A 16,771-nucleotide genomic window follows, 5' to 3' on the forward strand; every position below is an offset into this window, starting at 1 on the left:
GTCAGGTTGCAGGCAGCAGCCCCGCCGCCATGGCCAGCTGCCAAAGGCCACGCTCGGTAGCCTCCTGTGCCAGGGTCACGTGGGGGAAGCCACAAAGTTGGAGTGCACGCTGGTAGCGGGTGCAGAGTTGGGTGGTGCCCACCAGAACGATGTCGCGTTGCTGGGCAGGCTGGCGGGTGCGCAGGCCCATGAGTTCGTGGCCGATCATCAAGCCGGACAAATAGTCGGGCTGCTCCTCGGGCGCCAGCTCGCCGGTCAATCCCAGGGTGCGGGTGCTGAACAAGTTCGACAACAGCCCGGCCTGACCGTCCACCGACAGCGCCACCTGCACGCCGCGATCAAAAGCGGCCGCCTGGAACGCTTCGGAAGGGCGCTGGGTGCGCCCCAAAATGCTGTGTTGGCTGAGCACGGCAAACAGCTCGCCGGTCATGAAGGTGTCAAAGTGGGTGATGCAGCCTTCCACCACCTCCACCCACTTGGAATGGCTGCCCGGCAGGCCGATCAATACGTCGCGCCCGGTATGGGCAGACAGGCTTTGCAGCACGCCAAGCACCTGGGTTTCTTCACCGCGCATCACATTGGGCAAGGCGCCGCGTTGAATCACGCCGGGAACGATGTGCACCGCTGCGCCCCGCAGGCTGCGCACCACATGCAGCGCCTGGCCGAGGGTAGAGACGTCGGCCGGGGTGTCGCGGTAAGCCGCTTCGCTCCAGCCCTGGGCGCTGCCGACCATGCCGCAGGCGATAACGGGAAGGTCGGGCTGGGTGTCGAGCCAGTCACCGCAGGCTGCGTCGAATGCCAGCTCGAACCCGTTGCTGCTGCGAACCCCGGCAATGTCCCGGGGTTCGGTGGGCAAGTGCATGATCCCCGACGCCAGGGCGCGTCGTTCGATGACGACGCCTGCCGGGCCGAGCTTGTAAGCACGAAGGGAACTGGTTCCCCAATCGAGCGCGATCAATTGCGCCTGCATCGCTTCACCTGAGTGTTCTGAGCGGATGAGGCAAATATAAACCCAAGACCGGCAAAGTCTCAATATATAAATATGAGTCCCATATATAGGGAATTTACGAGCTTAGAATATCGACAGGTCCAACGTGCGCATCGCCCCCATCCAGATCGCGTGGTCGGTGTGGTCCTTGAGGTCATCGCCGGTGGTCGGGTGCAGGAACACCACCAGGCCGTTGCGGTTGAGCGCAAGCCACGGCAGTACGACGCCTATATATTCCGGGTCGAACGCCAGCTGGCAGCTCCAGTCCGGGTGCGGGCCCACCGGGCGTTCATGCACGCGGCCCATGCGCAGCGGGAACATTTGCGCGGCGTCCTCGCAGAGCTTGCGCGCCTGGTCGATGGTGTTGGCGTCGAAGTAGATGTGGGCGTGGTAGCCCTTGATACGTTGCATGACAGGCTCCGGGCTCAATGATCGGCAAATCCTAGACCGCAATGGACGGCAGGGCCAGGCCGGTCAGTGATTGTGCGCTGCTGGCTTGTTCGGCCATCAGCCAGCCGACGAAACGTTCGATCAACTGGCTGCGACGTTTGCGCTGGGGCAGCACCACGTAATAGCCGAAGCGTGAGATCACGGTGTCGCCAATCGGCCGGCACAGCCACTTTTGCTCGAGCAAGTTATCCACAAGGTGGCGCCAGCCGATGGCCACGCCCTGGCCGGCGATCGCGGCCTGGATCAACAGCGTGTAATTGTCGAAACGCAGTTGGCCCGGGGTGGGCGACGTGGTGATGCCCAGCTCACGAAACACGCCGCTCCAGTCGAACCACTGGTTGTTGTTTTGCTGGCGCAGGTGCAGCAAGGGAAACTCCAGCAGGCTCTGCACCGGCAGCGGCGCGCTGCGGTCCTGGAGCAACTGCGGGCTGCACACCGGGAACACTTCCTCGTTGAACAGCCAGAGGCTGTCGCCCTGTTTGAAACGGCCGTCGCCGAACAACACCGCCACATCGATATCGCTGCGCAACGCGGCGTGATTGCGCTCGCTGGTGACCAGACTCACGTCCACCTGCGGGTTCGCTTCATGGAAACGATGCAGGCGCGGCATCAGCCAATAAGCGGCGAACGCAAAGTCGGTCGCCACCTGCAGGACTTCGTGCTGGTCCTGCTCGGCAATCGCGCTCAGGCCCTGGTTGATGCTCTGCAAACCGGCCTGCACCTGCTCGAACAACAGGGCGCCCGCGTCGGTCAGTTCGATACCCCGGTAAATGCGATCAAACAGGCGCACCTTCAGCTGTTCTTCCAGGCGCTTGATCTGTTGGCTGATGGCCGGCTGGGTAGTGCCCAACTCCATCGCCGCTGCCGTAAAGCTGCGTTGGCGAGCCGCCGCTTCAAACGCGCGCAGCAGGTCGAGTGACAGGTGACCGAGGGATTCATACATAAGCTGTGCTTATCCTAGACATTGCTTCTCATGGGCTTTACCACGATTTCCATGGCCTGCATGCTCATTCGCATAAACGTTGACTATGGAATGCCGCGAAACCATGAAGCGCAAGAACATTCTTTTTATCATGGCCGATCAAATGGCCGCGCCGATGCTTCCGTTCTACGGTCCTTCGCCTATCAAACTGCCGAACTTGAGCCGCCTCGCCGCTGAGGGCGTGGTGTTCGACGCCGCTTACTGCAACAGCCCGCTGTGTGCACCATCACGCTTTACCCTAGTGAGTGGGCAGTTGCCGAGCAAGATCGGCGCCTACGACAACGCTGCCGATTTCCCCGCCGACGTGCCGACTTATGCCCACTACCTACGCCGCCTCGGCTACCGCACCGCGCTGTCGGGCAAGATGCATTTTTGCGGCCCCGACCAGCTCCACGGTTATGAAGAACGCCTGACCAGTGACATCTACCCCGCCGACTATGGCTGGGCGGTGAACTGGGATGAGCCGGACGTGCGCCCTACCTGGTACCACAACATGGCGTCGGTGCTGCAAGCCGGGCCCTGCGTGCGCACCAACCAGCTGGATTTCGACGAAGAGGTGGTGTTCAAGGCCCAGCAGTACCTGTTCGACCATATCCGCGAGGATGGCGACCAGCCGTTCTGCCTGACCGTGTCGATGACCCACCCACACGACCCGTACACCATTCCCAAACCGTTCTGGGACCTGTACGACGACAACGACATCCCATTGCCCACAACACCGCCACAAGCAGATCTCGACCCTCACTCCCAACGCCTGCTCAAGGTCTATGACCTGTGGGACAAGCCGCTGCCGGTGAACAAGATCCGCGATGCGCGCCGCGCCTACTTCGGTGCGTGCAGCTACATCGACAGCAACGTCGGCAAGCTGCTGCAAACCCTGGAAGACACGGGCCTGGCCGACGACACCATCATCATCTTCTCCGGTGACCACGGCGACATGCTTGGCGAACGCGGGCTCTGGTACAAAATGCACTGGTTTGAAATGGCCGCCCGGGTGCCGCTGCTGATCAGCGCGCCAGGGCAGTTCGCGGCGGGCCGGGTGACGGCTGCCGTGTCCACCGCCGACCTGCTGCCGACCCTGGTGGAACTGGCCGGCGGCCAACTCGACGCCAACCTGCCACTGGACGGCCGCTCGCTGGTCTCGCACTTGCAAGGGCAGGGCGGGCACGACGAAGTGTTCGGCGAATACATGGCCGAAGGCACCATCGGCCCGCTGATGATGATTCGCCGTGGCGCCTACAAGTTCATCTACAGCGAGGACGATCCTTGCCTATTGTTCGATGTGCACAACGACCCGCACGAGCGGGAAGAACTCAGCCAGTCACCGGAACACCGGCCGCTGTTCGAGGCGTTTTTGAGTGAGGCGCGGGCCAAGTGGGACATCCCGGCGATCCACCAGCAGGTGCTCGCCAGCCAACGCCGTCGCCGCCTGGTGTTCGAGGCGCTGACCCAAGGCAAGCTGAAGAGTTGGGACCACCAGCCACTGGTAGACGCCAGTCAGCAATACATGCGCAACCATATCGACCTCGACGATCTGGAGCGCAAGGCACGTTTTCCACAACCCTGCCAAAACCAATAAAACTGAGGGGAAGGCCATGCGAAAGTTATCCACCGTGTTGAGCGTTGCGCTGTTGGCATTGAGCAGTGCCGGCGCCTACGCGGACTCAAGCTGCGACACCGTGAAGATGGCCGATCCGGGCTGGAGCGATATCGCCGCCACCAATGCCATTACCGGTTTCCTGTTGAACGGCATGGGCTACAAGGCCAAGGTCGACACCCTTGCGGTGCCGATCACCTTTGGCGGGCTCAAGGACGGCCAGGTGGATGTGTTCATGGGTAACTGGATGCCGGCGCAGCAGGGCTTCTACGACAAGTTCGTGGCCAATGGCGATGTGGTGCAACTGGCGAAAAACCTCGAAGGCACCGAGTTCACCCTCGCCGTGCCGGACTACGTGTGGGACGCCGGGGTGCATGATTTTGCCGACCTGAACACGTTTGCCGACAAGTTCGACAAGAAGATCTACGGCATCGGTTCGGGTGCGCCGGCGAATATCTCGTTGCAGGAAATCATCAAGAAAAACGACTTCGACCTGGGCCAGTGGAAGCTGATCGAGTCCAGTGAACAAGCGATGCTGGCCGAAGTGTCCCGGGCGGTGAAGAAGCAGAAGTTCGTGACGTTCCTCGGCTGGACCCCGCACCCGATGAACGTGCAGTTGAAGATGCATTACCTCAAGGGTGGGGAAAAGTACTTTGGTGACACCGGCAGCGTGTATACCTTGACCCGCAAGGGGTATGCGCAAGCCTGCCCGAATGTCGGGAAATTGCTGACCAACCTGAGTTTCACCCAGGAGATGGAGAACGCCATCATGGCTGAGGTGGTGAACAACAAGGTGAGCAACGCTGATGCGGCGAAGGCCTGGATCAAGGCGAATCCGGCGGTGCTGGACAAGTGGCTGGACGGGGTTAAAACCGTCGACGGCCAAGATGCGCTGGCCGCCGTAAAAGCCAAACTCTAACGCTTCATGTGGGAGCTGGCTTGCCTGCGATGGCATCACCGCGGTGTCTCTGTGAGACTGCGGCGCCTGGATCGCGGGCAAGCCCGGCTCCCACAGTAAGCGGACTCCCACAGTGCGGCGTTTGTCCTGATACCCTGATCCAAACCTATCAATCCGAGCCCTCAATGCCCTGGCCCAACCGCCACAAACTCTTCCCCTTCCTCAGCTGGCTCCCGCGCCAAACCCGCGCCAGCGTCGGGCGAGATGCAATCGTTGGGCTGAGCGGTGCAGTCCTGGCATTACCGCAATCCATTGCCTACGCGCTGATCGCCGGTCTCCCACCGGAGTACGGCCTGTACGCCGCGATCATCCCGGTATTGATCGCCTGCTTGTGGGGCTCTTCCTGGCACCTGATCTGCGGTCCTACCGCCGCGATTTCCATCGTGCTCTACGCCAGTGTCAGCCCGCTGGCCGTGCCCGGGTCCCAGGACTACATCACGCTCATCCTGTTGCTGACCTTCCTGGCCGGCGTCTTCCAATGGCTGCTGGGGATGCTGCGCTTCGGTGCCCTGGTGAACTTCGTTTCACATTCAGTGGTGCTCGGCTTCACCCTCGGCGCTGCGGTGGTAATCGCCCTGGGGCAACTGCCCAATCTGCTGGGGCTGGACCTGCCCAGCCAGGCCACGGCGATCAACAGCCTGCTGGCGCTGATCAACCATGCCGGGGAATGGAATCATCCTTCACTGGTGCTCGGGCTCGGCACCTTGCTGGTGGGGGTGCTGCTGAAATTGTGGGTGCCGCGCTGGCCCACACTGTTGATCGCGCTGGCCTTGGGTAGCCTCACCCCATGGCTATGGCCGGCGATGTTCGGGCAGGTGGCGTTGGTCAGTTCATTTGTTGGCAAACTGCCGCCGTTCAGCCCGCTGCCGATGGACTTGGACTTGGTCCTGCGCCTGCTGCCGAGTGCCGTGGCGGTGGGCATGCTGGGGCTGGTGACCAGCCTGTCGATTGCGCGCTCACTGTCGGCCCGCTCCCAGCAATTGCTCGATGCAAATCAGGAAGTGCGCGCCCAGGGTTTATCCAACATCGTCGGCGGATTTTTTTCCGGGTACTTGTCGGCGGGCTCCTTCACCCGGTCGGGTCTGAGTTATGAGGCAGGCGCCTGTTCGCCGCTGGCGGGGGTGTTTTCCGCACTGTGGGTGGCGCTGTTTGCGTTGTTCGGCGCGGCATTGATCGCGCATATCCCGATCCCGAGCATGGCCGCCAGCATCCTGCTGATTTGCTGGGGGTTGGTGGACCATCGCGGCATTCGGGCGCTGTTCCGGGTCAGCCGCGCAGAGTTTGCGGTGATGAGCCTGACCTGCATTGCCACGCTGTTGCTGGAGTTGCAGACGGCGATTTACGCCGGGGTGCTGGCGTCGCTGTTTTTCTACCTCAAGCGCACCTCGCAACCGCGAGTCCAGCAATGGCGTGACGGTGAGGACGATGTGCTGCGGGTCGGCGGGTCGATCTTTTTCGGCGCCAGCCATTACCTGCAAGTACGGCTGCAAAGCCTGCACGGTCAGCGGGTGGTGATCGAGGCACAGCAGATCAACTTTATCGACTATTCCGGAGTGGAGATGCTGCACCAGGAAGCGCGCCGATTGAACGGATTGGGGCGCAGCCTGGCTTTGCGCAAGGCCCGGCAACAGGTGGTGGAGGAATTGAAGAAACTGGAAGGGGGCGATAAATGCCCCATCCATTTCGAAGACTGAACACGGTTGAAAATGTGGGAGCTGGCTTGCCTGCGATAGCGGTGTATCAGTGCCAGGTGTGTAGCTGACCCACCGCTATCGCAGGCAAGCCAGCTCCCACATTTGGATTTGCGTCAGGCCAGTTGCCTGCGCAGCTCAGCTAATACCGGCGCGGAGTCCGGTCGAACGCCGCGCCACAGGAAGAACGCTTCCGCGGCCTGTTCCACCAGCATCCCCAGGCCATCCATCGCCACCGCGGCGCCTTGTTCACTGGCCCAGCGGCAGAAAGCCGTAGGCTCTTTGCCGTACATCATGTCGTAGCAAAAAGTCTTTCCGGGTTCGATCAGGCTGCCCGCAATCGGCGGTACATCGCCTGACAGGCTGGCGGAGGTGGCGTTTATGATCAGGTCCACCGGCTCACGCAGCCAGTCGAAACCGCTGGCGGACACCGGGCCGAGGTCGTCGAACAGTTCGGCGAGCATTTCGGCCTTTTCCACAGTGCGGTTGGCGATGATCAGCGAAGCCGGCTGCTCAGCCAGCAACGGCTCCAACGCACCGCGCACCGCACCACCGGCGCCCAGCAGCAGGATGCGTTTGCCTTGCAGGCCGATCCCGGCATTCACCGTCAAATCCCGCACCAGGCCGGCGCCGTCGGTGTTGTCTCCCAACAGGCTGCCATCGGCAAGCTTGCTCAGGGTATTCACCGCGCCGGCCCGTTGGGCGCGTTCGGTCAGGGTGCTGGCCAGTCGATAGGCCTCTTCCTTGAACGGGACGGTGACGTTGGCACCGCGGCCTTGTGCGAAAAATGCTTTCGCACAGCCGGTGAAATCATCCAGTGGTGCGAGCAAGGTGCTGTAGTCCAGTTGCTCACCCGTTTGTTCAGCGAACAGACGGTGAATCAGAGGCGACTTGCTGTGGCCAATGGGGTTGCCGAAGACGACATAACGATCCATCACACCGCCGCCTTGGGCAGCACGCCCAGCCAGTCGCGATCTTGCAGGAAGTAGTCGGTAAGGCGCGCTTCTTCACTGTCAGGCGCAGCTTTCCAGTCATAGCTCCAGCGCACTTGCGGCGGCAGCGACATCAGGATCGACTCGGTGCGTCCGCCCGATTGCAGGCCAAACAAAGTGCCACGGTCGTAGACCAGGTTGAACTCGACGTAGCGGCCACGGCGGAATTCCTGGAACTCACGCTGCTGCTCGGTATAGGCCATGGCCTTGCGGCGCTGGACGATTGGCAGGTAGCCATCGATGTAGGCATCGCCGATGGCGCGCATGAAGGCGAAGCTGGTGTCGAAGTCCCACTCGTTCAAATCATCGAAGAACAAACCGCCGATGCCCCGGGGTTCGTTGCGGTGCTTGATGTGGAAGTAGGTGTCGCACCAGGCCTTGTAGCGCGAATAAACGTCCGGGCCAAACGGCGCGCAGGCCTGCTCGGCGACGCGGTGCCAGTGGATGCAGTCTTCTTCGTTGCCGTAGTAGGGCGTCAGGTCGAAGCCGCCACCGAACCACCATACCGGCTCTTCGCCTTCTTTTTCAGCGATGAAAAAACGTACGTTGGCGTGGGAAGTCGGCACATGCGGGTTGTGCGGGTGGATGACCAGCGACACGCCTAGGGCTTCAAAACCGCGACCGGCCAATTCCGGGCGATGCGCGCTGGCGGACGGTGGGAGGCCGCTGCCAAACACGTGGGAAAAATTAACGCCGCCTTTTTCGATTACCGAACCGTTTTCGATCACACGGGTACGACCACCGCCGCCGGCAGGCCGGGTCCAGGCGTCTTCGATAAAGCGAGTGTCCGTCTCAAAGGTTTCCAGGGCGCTGCAAATGCGGTCTTGCAGGTCGAGCAGGTAGGCTTTGACAGCCTCGGTGCGGGTAGTCATGACATCACCTTGAATCGGGCAAAGCTACGCGAGGCCATTGGGCGTCGGCGGCAAATGGGCGCACAGGATACCACTGCACCCACTACTGCCACAGTTGACGAAGATCAAGCTTAGGAGTCCGATAGGGGGCTACGCGAAATGACTTAAGGAGAGTGCAGATGGCCAAACGTATCCAGTTCCGTGCCCATGGCGGCCCCGAAGTACTTGAGTATGTGGACTACACCCCCGCAGAACCCGGCCCGCAGCAGGTTCGCGTGCAGAACAAGGCCATTGGCCTGAACTTCATCGACACGTATTTCCGCAGCGGCCTGTACGCACCACCGGCCTTGCCGTCGGGTCTGGGCGCTGAAGGCGCTGGCGTGGTTGATGCGGTGGGTAGCGAAGTCACTCAATTCAAGGTCGGTGATCGCGTGGCTTATGGCAGCGGCCCGCTGGGTGCCTACAGCGAATTGCATGTGCTGCCGGCTGCCAACCTGGTGCACCTGCCGGACGACATCAGCTTCGAACAGGCTGCCGGGGCGATGCTCAAGGGCCTGACCGTGCAGTACCTGCTGCGCCAGACCTATGAGTTGAAGGGCGGCGAAACCATTCTGTTCCACGCCGCTGCCGGTGGCGTGGGCTCGCTGGCGTGCCAATGGGCCAAGGCCCTGGGCGTGAAGTTGATCGGTACCGTCAGCTCGCCGGAAAAAGCGGCGCTGGCCAAATCTCTCGGTGCCTGGGAAACCATCGACTACAGCAAGGAAAATGTCGCACAACGCGTGCTGGAACTGACTGACGGCAAGAAGTGCCCAGTGGTGTACGACGGCGTAGGCAAGGACACCTGGCTCACCTCGCTGGACAGCGTGGCGCCACGCGGGTTGGTGGTGAGTTTTGGGAATGCTTCGGGCGCTGTGGATGGGGTTAACCTGGGGATTCTGGCGGCCAAGGGCTCGCTGTATGTCACCCGGCCGACTTTGGCGACCTATGCCAACAACCCGGAAAACCTGCAGGCGATGGCGGATGATCTGTTTTCGATGATCATCAGTGGCAAGTTGCAGATTGATATTAATCAGCGGTTTTCGCTGGGGGATGCGGCGAAGGCGCAGATTGAGTTGTCGGCGCGGCGCACTACCGGGTCGACCATTCTGCTGCCTTAGGGCTTTAGGTCTCTGGGGCCTGTAAGGGCCTCATCGCGGGCAAGCCCGGCTCCCACTGGAGTCTGCGGTGAACATAAATTTTGTGTTCGCTGCAGATCAGTGTGGGAGCCGGGCTTGCCCGCGATGGCCGCGACTCGGTCTTAAGACGGCCGCACAACCTCACCCGTTGCCAGATCCCGAATCAGACTCGGATTCTTCCGCCCCCCCAGATTCCCGCCCAACACCAGATCCACCTGCCCGCGGAAGTACTGCTCCACACGAATCCGCGTGCGCGCCGCCGGGCGGCCCTGTGGGTTGGCCGAGGTGGAAATCAATGGCCCGACCAGCGAGCACAGATCCCGCACTTGCGGATGATCAGTCACCCGCAACGCCACCGTGTCATGCACCCCGGTAATCCACTCGGGCAACAAGTCCTGATGGGGCACCAGCCACGTATTCGGGCCAGGCCAGGTACTGGCCATGCGGTCCATCCACTCATCAGGAAAGTCTTCGAAGAGAAAATCGAACTGACGGATATTGTCGGCAATCAGGATCAGCCCCTTATCCACAGACCGGCCCTTGATCGCCAGCAACCGATCCACGGCCTCTTCGTTCCAAGGGTCACAGCCCAGGCCCCAGACCGCCTCGGTTGGATAGGCAATCACCGCGCCTGCGCGAATTTCTCGTGCGGCTTCTCGCACACGCCACCTGTTGACCATTGCTCACTCTCCGGACTAAAGCTCTGCGCAGTTTACCGATCTTCGTTACAAAACCTAGCCGCGCGCAAGCCAGCGCCCGCTTTCGCAGATTACCCGGCCTTCCAGCTCGAGTTCCGTCAGGCTGGCCAGCACCTCGGACAAGGCCCTTCCGCTGGCAATCGCCAGGGCTTCACTGGTGTGGGGCGCCGCGTGCAACAGCGCCACCAGTGGGTGAGTGACCGCAATCGGTGCCGGGCGGGACAGTGCCTGCCAGCCGCGCAGGTTTTCGAGGATGTGTTCAATGGTTTCCACCAGCACCGCACCATCTCGAATCAATTGATGGCAGCCTTTGGCTCCAGGGTGATGGATCGACCCGGGGATGGCGTATACCTCGCGGCCTTGCTCCGCCGCCAGGCGTGCGGTGATCAGCGAACCGCTGGCCATGCTGGCCTCCACCACCAGCACCCCAAGGGACAGGCCACTGATAATACGGTTGCGGCGTGGGAAATTGCCGGCCTGGGGCGGGGCGTCCAACGGAAACTCGGAAACCACGGCGCTGCCTTGGGCAATCATCGCTTCGGCCAAGCGTCGGTGGCGCTGTGGATAAAAGTTTTCGAGCCCGGTGCCCAGCACGCCGATTGTATGTCCACCAACATCCAACGCCGCCTGGTGAGCAGCGCCATCGATACCCAGGGCGAGGCCGCTGGTGATGACAAAACCGGCACTGGCCAGGCTGCGGGAAAACGCGGCGGCGGTGTCCATTCCTGGCCTGGAGGCACGACGGCTGCCGACCATCGCCAATTGCGGTTTTTCCAGAATCGCCGGGTTGCCAGCGACGAATAATAGCGGGGGCGCGTCATCCAGTTCTGCGAGCAATGCCGGGTAGTCGGGTTGGTCCCACATCAGCAAATGCTGGGCCGGACGCTCCAGCCAGGCCAATGCCGCACTGGCGCCATCACGTACTTCCTCGCAACGCCTGGCATCGGCGCTGGCCACCTTGAGGCCTAGAGAACGCCAGGCACTGGCCGGTGCGCTGATGGCTTTTGACGCAGAACCAAAGGCCTCGATAAGTTTTTTAAAGCCCTTGGGACCCAGTTCCGGCAGCCTGTGCAAGCGTAGTCGGGCTTCCAGTTCTGCTGGGGAAATTTCACGGTCATTCGTCGGTAACATTTGATCGTCCTTGATCGGAACAAGCTGTGGATAACTCTGTTGGTAACTTATTTAGCAACCTAATTATTGCCTTTGATCAGGCGCCTCAAAACGGTCCATTACCGCCAGCGAACGCGATGCGCCGAGCACCAGGCCGTAGCTGAGCTTTTCGTAGGTGCGGAACACCACCAGCGTCCCGGCAGGCTCATCAGGCATCTTCATCGGAACGCCGGTCACTCTGTCCCGAACGGTTTCACCGGCTTTCACCACGGCCAGCAAATGACCTTCCATCAGCCCGTCACGGCGGCCCGTGTTCAACGTCACGGCATCCAGCACGCCGATCTGCGTCACGCCCCGGGGCACGTCGATGATTTGCCCGGCAATGGCGCGGGCAGGCCACTGAATCACCAGGCTGGCCAGGTCCGTGGGTGCTTGCTGGCTGAGCAACCGGTCCCCGGGACGCACCTCCTGGGTCACCCGCTGCACACCCAATGTGCTGACGTCGCCCGCTGTCACAAAACGTGCGGTGCCTATGTCATCAGCGTTGATGCCCAGCCATTCCTGGCTATCGGGGTCGGTATAAGCCTTGCCCGGGCGGAAGATCCCGTAGCTTTGCACGGCAGGGTCCAAGGCCCCACGCGCATAAACACGTTCGCCATTGGCGCCCAATACTCGGCCGGCATCTGCTGCAACAATATAGGGAGCGTGGTCCAGTTCCTGGGGCGTATCGAGAATGCGGTTGTGCAGTAAAAAGCGCTGAATGGCTTGTTGCGTATGACGCGGCAGCGGTTGACCCGCCTGTGGAAAGCTCGCGGGAACCTGGCCAACAACGGCCTGGGCCCACAGCAGCAAGACGAGTAGCGATTTCCTCATGGGGTGAATCTCCTTTATTATGTGCATTCGCGTGAAACGCCTTGGCCTTCGTGGCTTTCGGACGTTTTCCCACGGCACTTATTCCGGCACATCAAGGGTCCATCCCCGGCGCCGACTTGCCTTTACCTCACATGTGCAGCAATTACGCTTATGGCTATTTTGAACATCCTCGAATTTCCGGACTCACGCCTGCGCACCATTGCCAAGCCAGTGGCCGTAGTGGACGCCAAGGTTCGTCAGTTGGTCGATGACATGTTTGAAACAATGTATGAAGCCCCGGGTATCGGCCTCGCCGCGACCCAGGTCGACGTGCATCAGCGCGTCGTGGTCATGGACCTGTCCGAAGACCGCAGCGAGCCTCTGGTGTTTATCAACCCTGAGTTCGAAACCCTGACCGACGAGATGGGCCAGTATCAGGAAGGCTGCCTGTCGGTACCTGACTTCTATGAGAACGTCGACCGTCCCCAGCGCGTCAAGATCAAGGCCCTGGACCGTGACGGCAAGCCGTTCGAGATGATTGCCGAAGGCCTGCTGGCGGTGTGCATCCAACACGAATGCGACCACCTCAACGGCAAGCTGTTTGTCGATTACCTGTCCACGCTTAAACGCGACCGGATCAAGAAGAAGCTGGAAAAGAAGCATCGCCAGCAAGCTTGATTCCCTTCTTTCAAAGGCTTGCTCCGGCAAGCCTTTTTCTTTTGTGAGACGTTTCCCATGACCGAGCCACTGCGCATCGTTTTTGCCGGCACCCCCGAATTCGCCGCCGAACACCTCAAGGCCCTGCTCGCCAGCCCGTATGAAATCGTGGCGGTCTACACCCAGCCCGATCGCCCGGCCGGTCGTGGGCAAAAGCTGATGCCCAGCCCGGTCAAGCAGCTTGCACTTGAGAACAACATTGTCGTGCTGCAGCCGCCAACCCTGCGCAACGCGGACGCCCAGGCCGAACTGGCTGCGCTGAAGCCCGACCTGCTGGTGGTGGTGGCTTATGGTTTGATCCTGCCCCAGGCCGTGCTGGATATCCCGCGCCTGGGCTGCATCAACAGCCACGCCTCGCTGCTGCCTCGCTGGCGCGGCGCGGCACCGATCCAGCGCGCCGTTGAAGCCGGTGACGCCGAAAGTGGTGTGACCGTGATGCGCATGGAAGCGGGCCTGGACACGGGCCCGATGCTGTTGAAAGTCACCACCCCGATCACCGGTCAAGACACCGGCGGCAGCCTGCACGACCGCCTCGCCGAAATGGGCCCGCCGGCTGTAATCCAAGCCATCGCCGGCCTGGCCGCCGGCACCTTGGAAGGCGAAGTACAGGACGACAGCCTCGCCACCTACGCCCACAAACTGAACAAGGATGAAGCCCGCATCGACTGGAGCCGCCCGGCTGTGGAGCTGGAACGCCAAATACGAGCATTTAATCCATGGCCGATCTGCCACAGTACCCTTCACGGTGAAACTCTAAAGGTGCTAGAAGTCAAACTTGATCATGAGGTTTCTTACTCAGAGTCCATGATCTACGTAAACGGCGCCATTACTCACGTCAGCAAAGAAGGCCTTGTTGTCGCGTGTGGCAGCGGACACCTGTGCCTGACCCGTCTGCAACTGCCCGGCGGCAAGGCGCTGAACTTCAGCGATTTGTTCAACAGCCGTCGTGAGAAATTTGCCGTCGGCATCGTCCTCGGCCAAGCGGTGGACGCTCAATGAACCCACGTCTGGCCGCCGCCAAGGCCCTGGCCGCTGTACTCAACGGCAAGGCTTCTCTCAACAGTTCGTTGCCGACCCAGCTGGATAAAGTCGAAGACCGCGATCGCGGCTTCACCCAGGACCTGGCTTTCGGCACCGCCCGCTGGCAGCCACGTTTGTCGGCGCTGGCGGCCAAGCTGCTGCAAAAGCCGTTCAAGGCCGCAGATGCCGATGTCGAGGCGCTGCTGCTGGTGGGTCTCTATCAACTGCTCTACACCCGCGTGCCGGCGCATGCCGCCATCGGCGAAACCGTCGGTTGCGCCGACAAGCTGAAAAAGCCCTGGGCTAAGGCCTTGCTCAACGCCGTGCTGCGCCGCGCCCAGCGTGAAAGCGAAGCGCTGCTGGCCGAGCTCGAACATGACCCCGTGGTGCGCACCGCCCACCCGCGCTGGCTGCAAAAATCCCTGAAGGCATTCTGGCCCGAGCAATGGGAAGCCATCTGCGCCGCCAACAACGCGCACCCGCCGATGATCCTGCGGGTGAACCGCCGTCATCACACTCGCGATGCGTATCTCGCGCTGCTTGGCGAAGCCGGCGTAGCAGCTACGGCCTGTGTCTACAGCCAGGACGGCATCGTTCTTACAGAACCGGGCGATGTCCGTAATCTGCCCGGGTTCGCCGAAGGCTGGATCAGCGTGCAGGACGAAGCCGCGCAACTGGCCGCCGACCTGCTGGACCTGGCCCCGGATCAACGCGTACTGGACGCCTGTTGCGCCCCCGGCGGCAAGACCTGCCACATCATGGAAGTACAAGCAGACCTGGCCGGTGTCGTCGCCGTCGACCTGGAAGCCAAGCGCCTGGTGCGTGTGCGGGAAAACCTCGCCCGCCTGGGCCTCAGCGCCGAGCTGATCGCCGCCGATGGCCGCGACACCGCCACCTGGTGGGACGGCAAGCCCTTCCAGCGCATCCTGCTGGACGCGCCGTGCTCCGCCACCGGCGTGATCCGCCGCCACCCGGACATCAAGCTGACCCGCCAACCCGACGACATCGCCGCCCTGGCCGTGCTGCAAGGTGAATTGCTGGACGCGTTGTGGCCGACCCTCGAAGTCGGCGGCATCCTGCTGTACGCCACCTGCTCGACGCTGCCCACCGAAAACACCGAAGTCATCGAAGCCTTCCTGGCCCGCACCAGCGGTGCACGAGAACTGGACCTCGACATCCAGGCCGGGATCAAGCAGCCTCATGGCCGCCAGTTGCTGGCCCAGGAAGGCGGCCACGACGGGTTCTATTACGCCAAGCTGATCAAGATTGCCGCCGCTCGCGGCTGAATGGTTTTAAGGGAGTGACCGGATGAAAATCATCATCCTCGGCGCAGGGCAGGTCGGCGGTACGCTGGCCGAGCATTTGGCCAGCGAAGCCAACGACATCACCGTGGTCGACACCGACGCGGAGCGCCTGCGGGATTTGGGCGACCGCCTGGATATCCGAACCGTACAAGGCCGTGCCTCGTTTCCTACGGTGCTGCGCCAGGCCGGTGCCGACGATGCCGACATGCTGGTGGCGGTCACCAACAGTGACGAGACCAACATGGTCGCCTGCCAGGTCGCCCACACCCTGTTCCACACCCCGACCAAAATCGCCCGGGTACGTGAGGCGGCCTACCTGACCCGCGCCGGGCTGTTCGACAACGACGCGATCCCGGTGGACGTGCTCATCAGTCCGGAACAGGTGGTGACCCACTACATCAAGCGCCTGATCGAACACCCAGGCGCCTTGCAGGTGATCGACTTTGCCGAAGGCAAGGCGCAACTGGTGGCGGTCAAGGCCTACTACGGCGGGCCGTTGGTGGGCCAGCAACTGCGCCAGTTGCGCGAGCACATGCCCAACGTCGAGACACGGGTGGCGGCGATCTTCCGTCGCGACCGGCCGATCCTGCCTCAGGGCGATACGGTGATCGAAGCCGACGACGAAGTATTTTTCATCGCCGCCAAGGCGAATATTCGCGCGGTGATGAGTGAAATGCGCCGTCTGGATGAGACCTACAAACGCATCGTCATCGCGGGTGGCGGGCAGATCGGCGAGCGCTTGGCCGAGGCCATCGAAAGCCGCTATCAGGTGAAGATTATCGAGATGAATCCGGCACGCTGCCGGTATTTGTCCGACACCCTCGACAGCACCGTGGTCCTGCAAGGCAGTGCCTCGGACCGTGACCTGCTGCTGGAAGAAAACATCGCCGACGCCGACATCTTCCTGGCGCTGACCAACGATGACGAAGCCAACATCATGTCGTCGTTGCTGGCCAAGCGGCTGGGGGCGAAGAAGGTGATGACCATCATCAACAACCCGGCCTATGTCGACCTGATCCAGGGCGGCGATATCGACATCGCCATCAGCCCGCAACTGGCAACCATCGGCACCTTGCTGGCCCACGTGCGGCGCGGCGATATCGTCAGTGTGCACTCGTTGCGCCGAGGCGCGGCGGAAGCCATCGAGGCGATTGCCCACGGCGACTCGAAGTCGAGCAAGGTGATTGGCAAGGCGATCCGCGATATCGGCCTGCCACCGGGTACAACCATTGGCGCAATCATTCGCGATGAAGAAGTGATCATCGCCCACGACGACACGGTGATCGCCACCGGCGACCATGTGATTCTGTTCCTTGTGGATAAAAAACATATCCGCGATGTGGAGAAACTGTTCCACGTGGGCCTGAGCTTTTTCTGATCAAACGG

16 protein-coding genes are annotated in these 16,771 nt (G+C 61.7%); 8 read left to right on the top strand and 8 right to left on the bottom strand.

Going from position 1 to position 16,771, the window contains the following annotated elements; translation table 11 throughout:
* Position 1: 1 nt before the first annotated feature.
* From BLU46_RS15905 to BLU46_RS15915, 3 genes are all read right to left on the bottom strand, one after another.
* Positions 2-970, bottom strand: a complete 969-nt coding sequence (locus BLU46_RS15905) for a 2-dehydro-3-deoxygalactonokinase (RefSeq protein WP_093203344.1) — start codon at positions 968-970, stop codon at positions 2-4.
* Positions 971-1,072: 102 nt separating this feature from the next.
* The gene (locus BLU46_RS15910; RefSeq protein WP_093203349.1) at positions 1,073-1,399 is read right to left on the bottom strand and encodes a DOPA 4,5-dioxygenase family protein; all 327 of its coding nucleotides are present in this window, start codon (positions 1,397-1,399) and stop codon (positions 1,073-1,075) included.
* Between the two features lie 31 nt (positions 1,400-1,430).
* The gene (locus tag BLU46_RS15915) at positions 1,431-2,381 is read right to left on the bottom strand and encodes a choline sulfate utilization transcriptional regulator (RefSeq protein ID WP_093203354.1); all 951 of its coding nucleotides are present in this window, start codon (positions 2,379-2,381) and stop codon (positions 1,431-1,433) included.
* Between the two features lie 103 nt (positions 2,382-2,484).
* Between BLU46_RS15915 and betC the strand changes: the two genes are divergently transcribed.
* From betC to BLU46_RS15930, 3 genes are all read left to right on the top strand, one after another.
* Positions 2,485-3,999: a choline-sulfatase gene (gene betC, locus BLU46_RS15920; protein ID WP_093203359.1), complete on the top strand. Its 1,515-nt coding sequence runs from the start codon at positions 2,485-2,487 to the stop codon at positions 3,997-3,999.
* A gap of 16 nt (positions 4,000-4,015) precedes the next feature.
* Positions 4,016-4,936, top strand: a complete 921-nt coding sequence (choX, locus tag BLU46_RS15925) for a choline ABC transporter substrate-binding protein (protein WP_093203363.1) — start codon at positions 4,016-4,018, stop codon at positions 4,934-4,936.
* A 164-nt stretch (positions 4,937-5,100) separates the two neighbouring features.
* On the top strand, positions 5,101-6,669 hold the full coding sequence (locus tag BLU46_RS15930) for a SulP family inorganic anion transporter (RefSeq protein ID WP_093203367.1): 1,569 nt from the start codon (positions 5,101-5,103) through the stop codon (positions 6,667-6,669).
* A gap of 113 nt (positions 6,670-6,782) precedes the next feature.
* On the opposite strand, the gene aroE is transcribed toward BLU46_RS15930, so the two are convergent.
* Positions 6,783-7,601: a shikimate dehydrogenase gene (gene aroE / locus BLU46_RS15935; protein ID WP_093203372.1), complete on the bottom strand. Its 819-nt coding sequence runs from the start codon at positions 7,599-7,601 to the stop codon at positions 6,783-6,785.
* Positions 7,601-8,530 (bottom strand): oxygen-dependent coproporphyrinogen oxidase, encoded by a 930-nt coding sequence (hemF, locus tag BLU46_RS15940; protein WP_093203377.1) that lies wholly within the window; start codon positions 8,528-8,530, stop codon positions 7,601-7,603. Before hemF ends, aroE begins: the two co-directional genes overlap by 1 nt.
* A gap of 158 nt (positions 8,531-8,688) precedes the next feature.
* Between hemF and BLU46_RS15945 the strand changes: the two genes are divergently transcribed.
* Positions 8,689-9,666, top strand: coding sequence for an NADPH:quinone reductase (locus tag BLU46_RS15945; RefSeq protein WP_076013283.1), 978 nt, complete (start codon positions 8,689-8,691; stop codon positions 9,664-9,666).
* Positions 9,667-9,806: 140 nt separating this feature from the next.
* Here BLU46_RS15945 and BLU46_RS15950 read toward each other — a convergent pair whose 3' ends face one another.
* The 3 genes from BLU46_RS15950 to BLU46_RS15960 form a co-directional block, all read right to left on the bottom strand.
* Positions 9,807-10,364, bottom strand: a complete 558-nt coding sequence (locus BLU46_RS15950; protein WP_003213622.1) for an L-threonylcarbamoyladenylate synthase — start codon at positions 10,362-10,364, stop codon at positions 9,807-9,809.
* A 54-nt stretch (positions 10,365-10,418) separates the two neighbouring features.
* On the bottom strand, positions 10,419-11,513 hold the full coding sequence (dprA, locus tag BLU46_RS15955; RefSeq protein WP_063033735.1) for a DNA-processing protein DprA: 1,095 nt from the start codon (positions 11,511-11,513) through the stop codon (positions 10,419-10,421).
* Between the two features lie 63 nt (positions 11,514-11,576).
* A complete protein-coding gene (locus BLU46_RS15960; RefSeq protein ID WP_093203382.1) occupies positions 11,577-12,365 on the bottom strand; it encodes a peptidoglycan-binding protein in 789 nt (262 codons plus the stop codon).
* Positions 12,366-12,515: 150 nt separating this feature from the next.
* Between BLU46_RS15960 and def the strand changes: the two genes are divergently transcribed.
* The 4 genes from def to trkA are packed head-to-tail and all read left to right on the top strand — an operon-like array spanning position 12,516 to position 16,763.
* Complete coding sequence (gene def / locus BLU46_RS15965; RefSeq protein WP_003213617.1) at positions 12,516-13,022, top strand: peptide deformylase; 507 nt, start codon at positions 12,516-12,518, stop codon at positions 13,020-13,022.
* A 57-nt stretch (positions 13,023-13,079) separates the two neighbouring features.
* Positions 13,080-14,060, top strand: a complete 981-nt coding sequence (fmt, locus tag BLU46_RS15970) for a methionyl-tRNA formyltransferase (protein ID WP_093203387.1) — start codon at positions 13,080-13,082, stop codon at positions 14,058-14,060.
* On the top strand, positions 14,057-15,367 hold the full coding sequence (gene rsmB / locus BLU46_RS15975) for a 16S rRNA (cytosine(967)-C(5))-methyltransferase RsmB (protein WP_063033738.1): 1,311 nt from the start codon (positions 14,057-14,059) through the stop codon (positions 15,365-15,367). The genes fmt and rsmB overlap by 4 nt, the downstream gene beginning before the upstream one ends.
* 22 nt (positions 15,368-15,389) lie before the next feature.
* A complete protein-coding gene (trkA, locus tag BLU46_RS15980) occupies positions 15,390-16,763 on the top strand; it encodes a Trk system potassium transporter TrkA (protein ID WP_003213611.1) in 1,374 nt (457 codons plus the stop codon).
* Positions 16,764-16,771 lie beyond the last annotated feature (8 nt).

This window comes from Pseudomonas yamanorum (genome assembly GCF_900105735.1).
GTDB classification, from domain to species: domain Bacteria; phylum Pseudomonadota; class Gammaproteobacteria; order Pseudomonadales; family Pseudomonadaceae; genus Aquipseudomonas; species Aquipseudomonas yamanorum.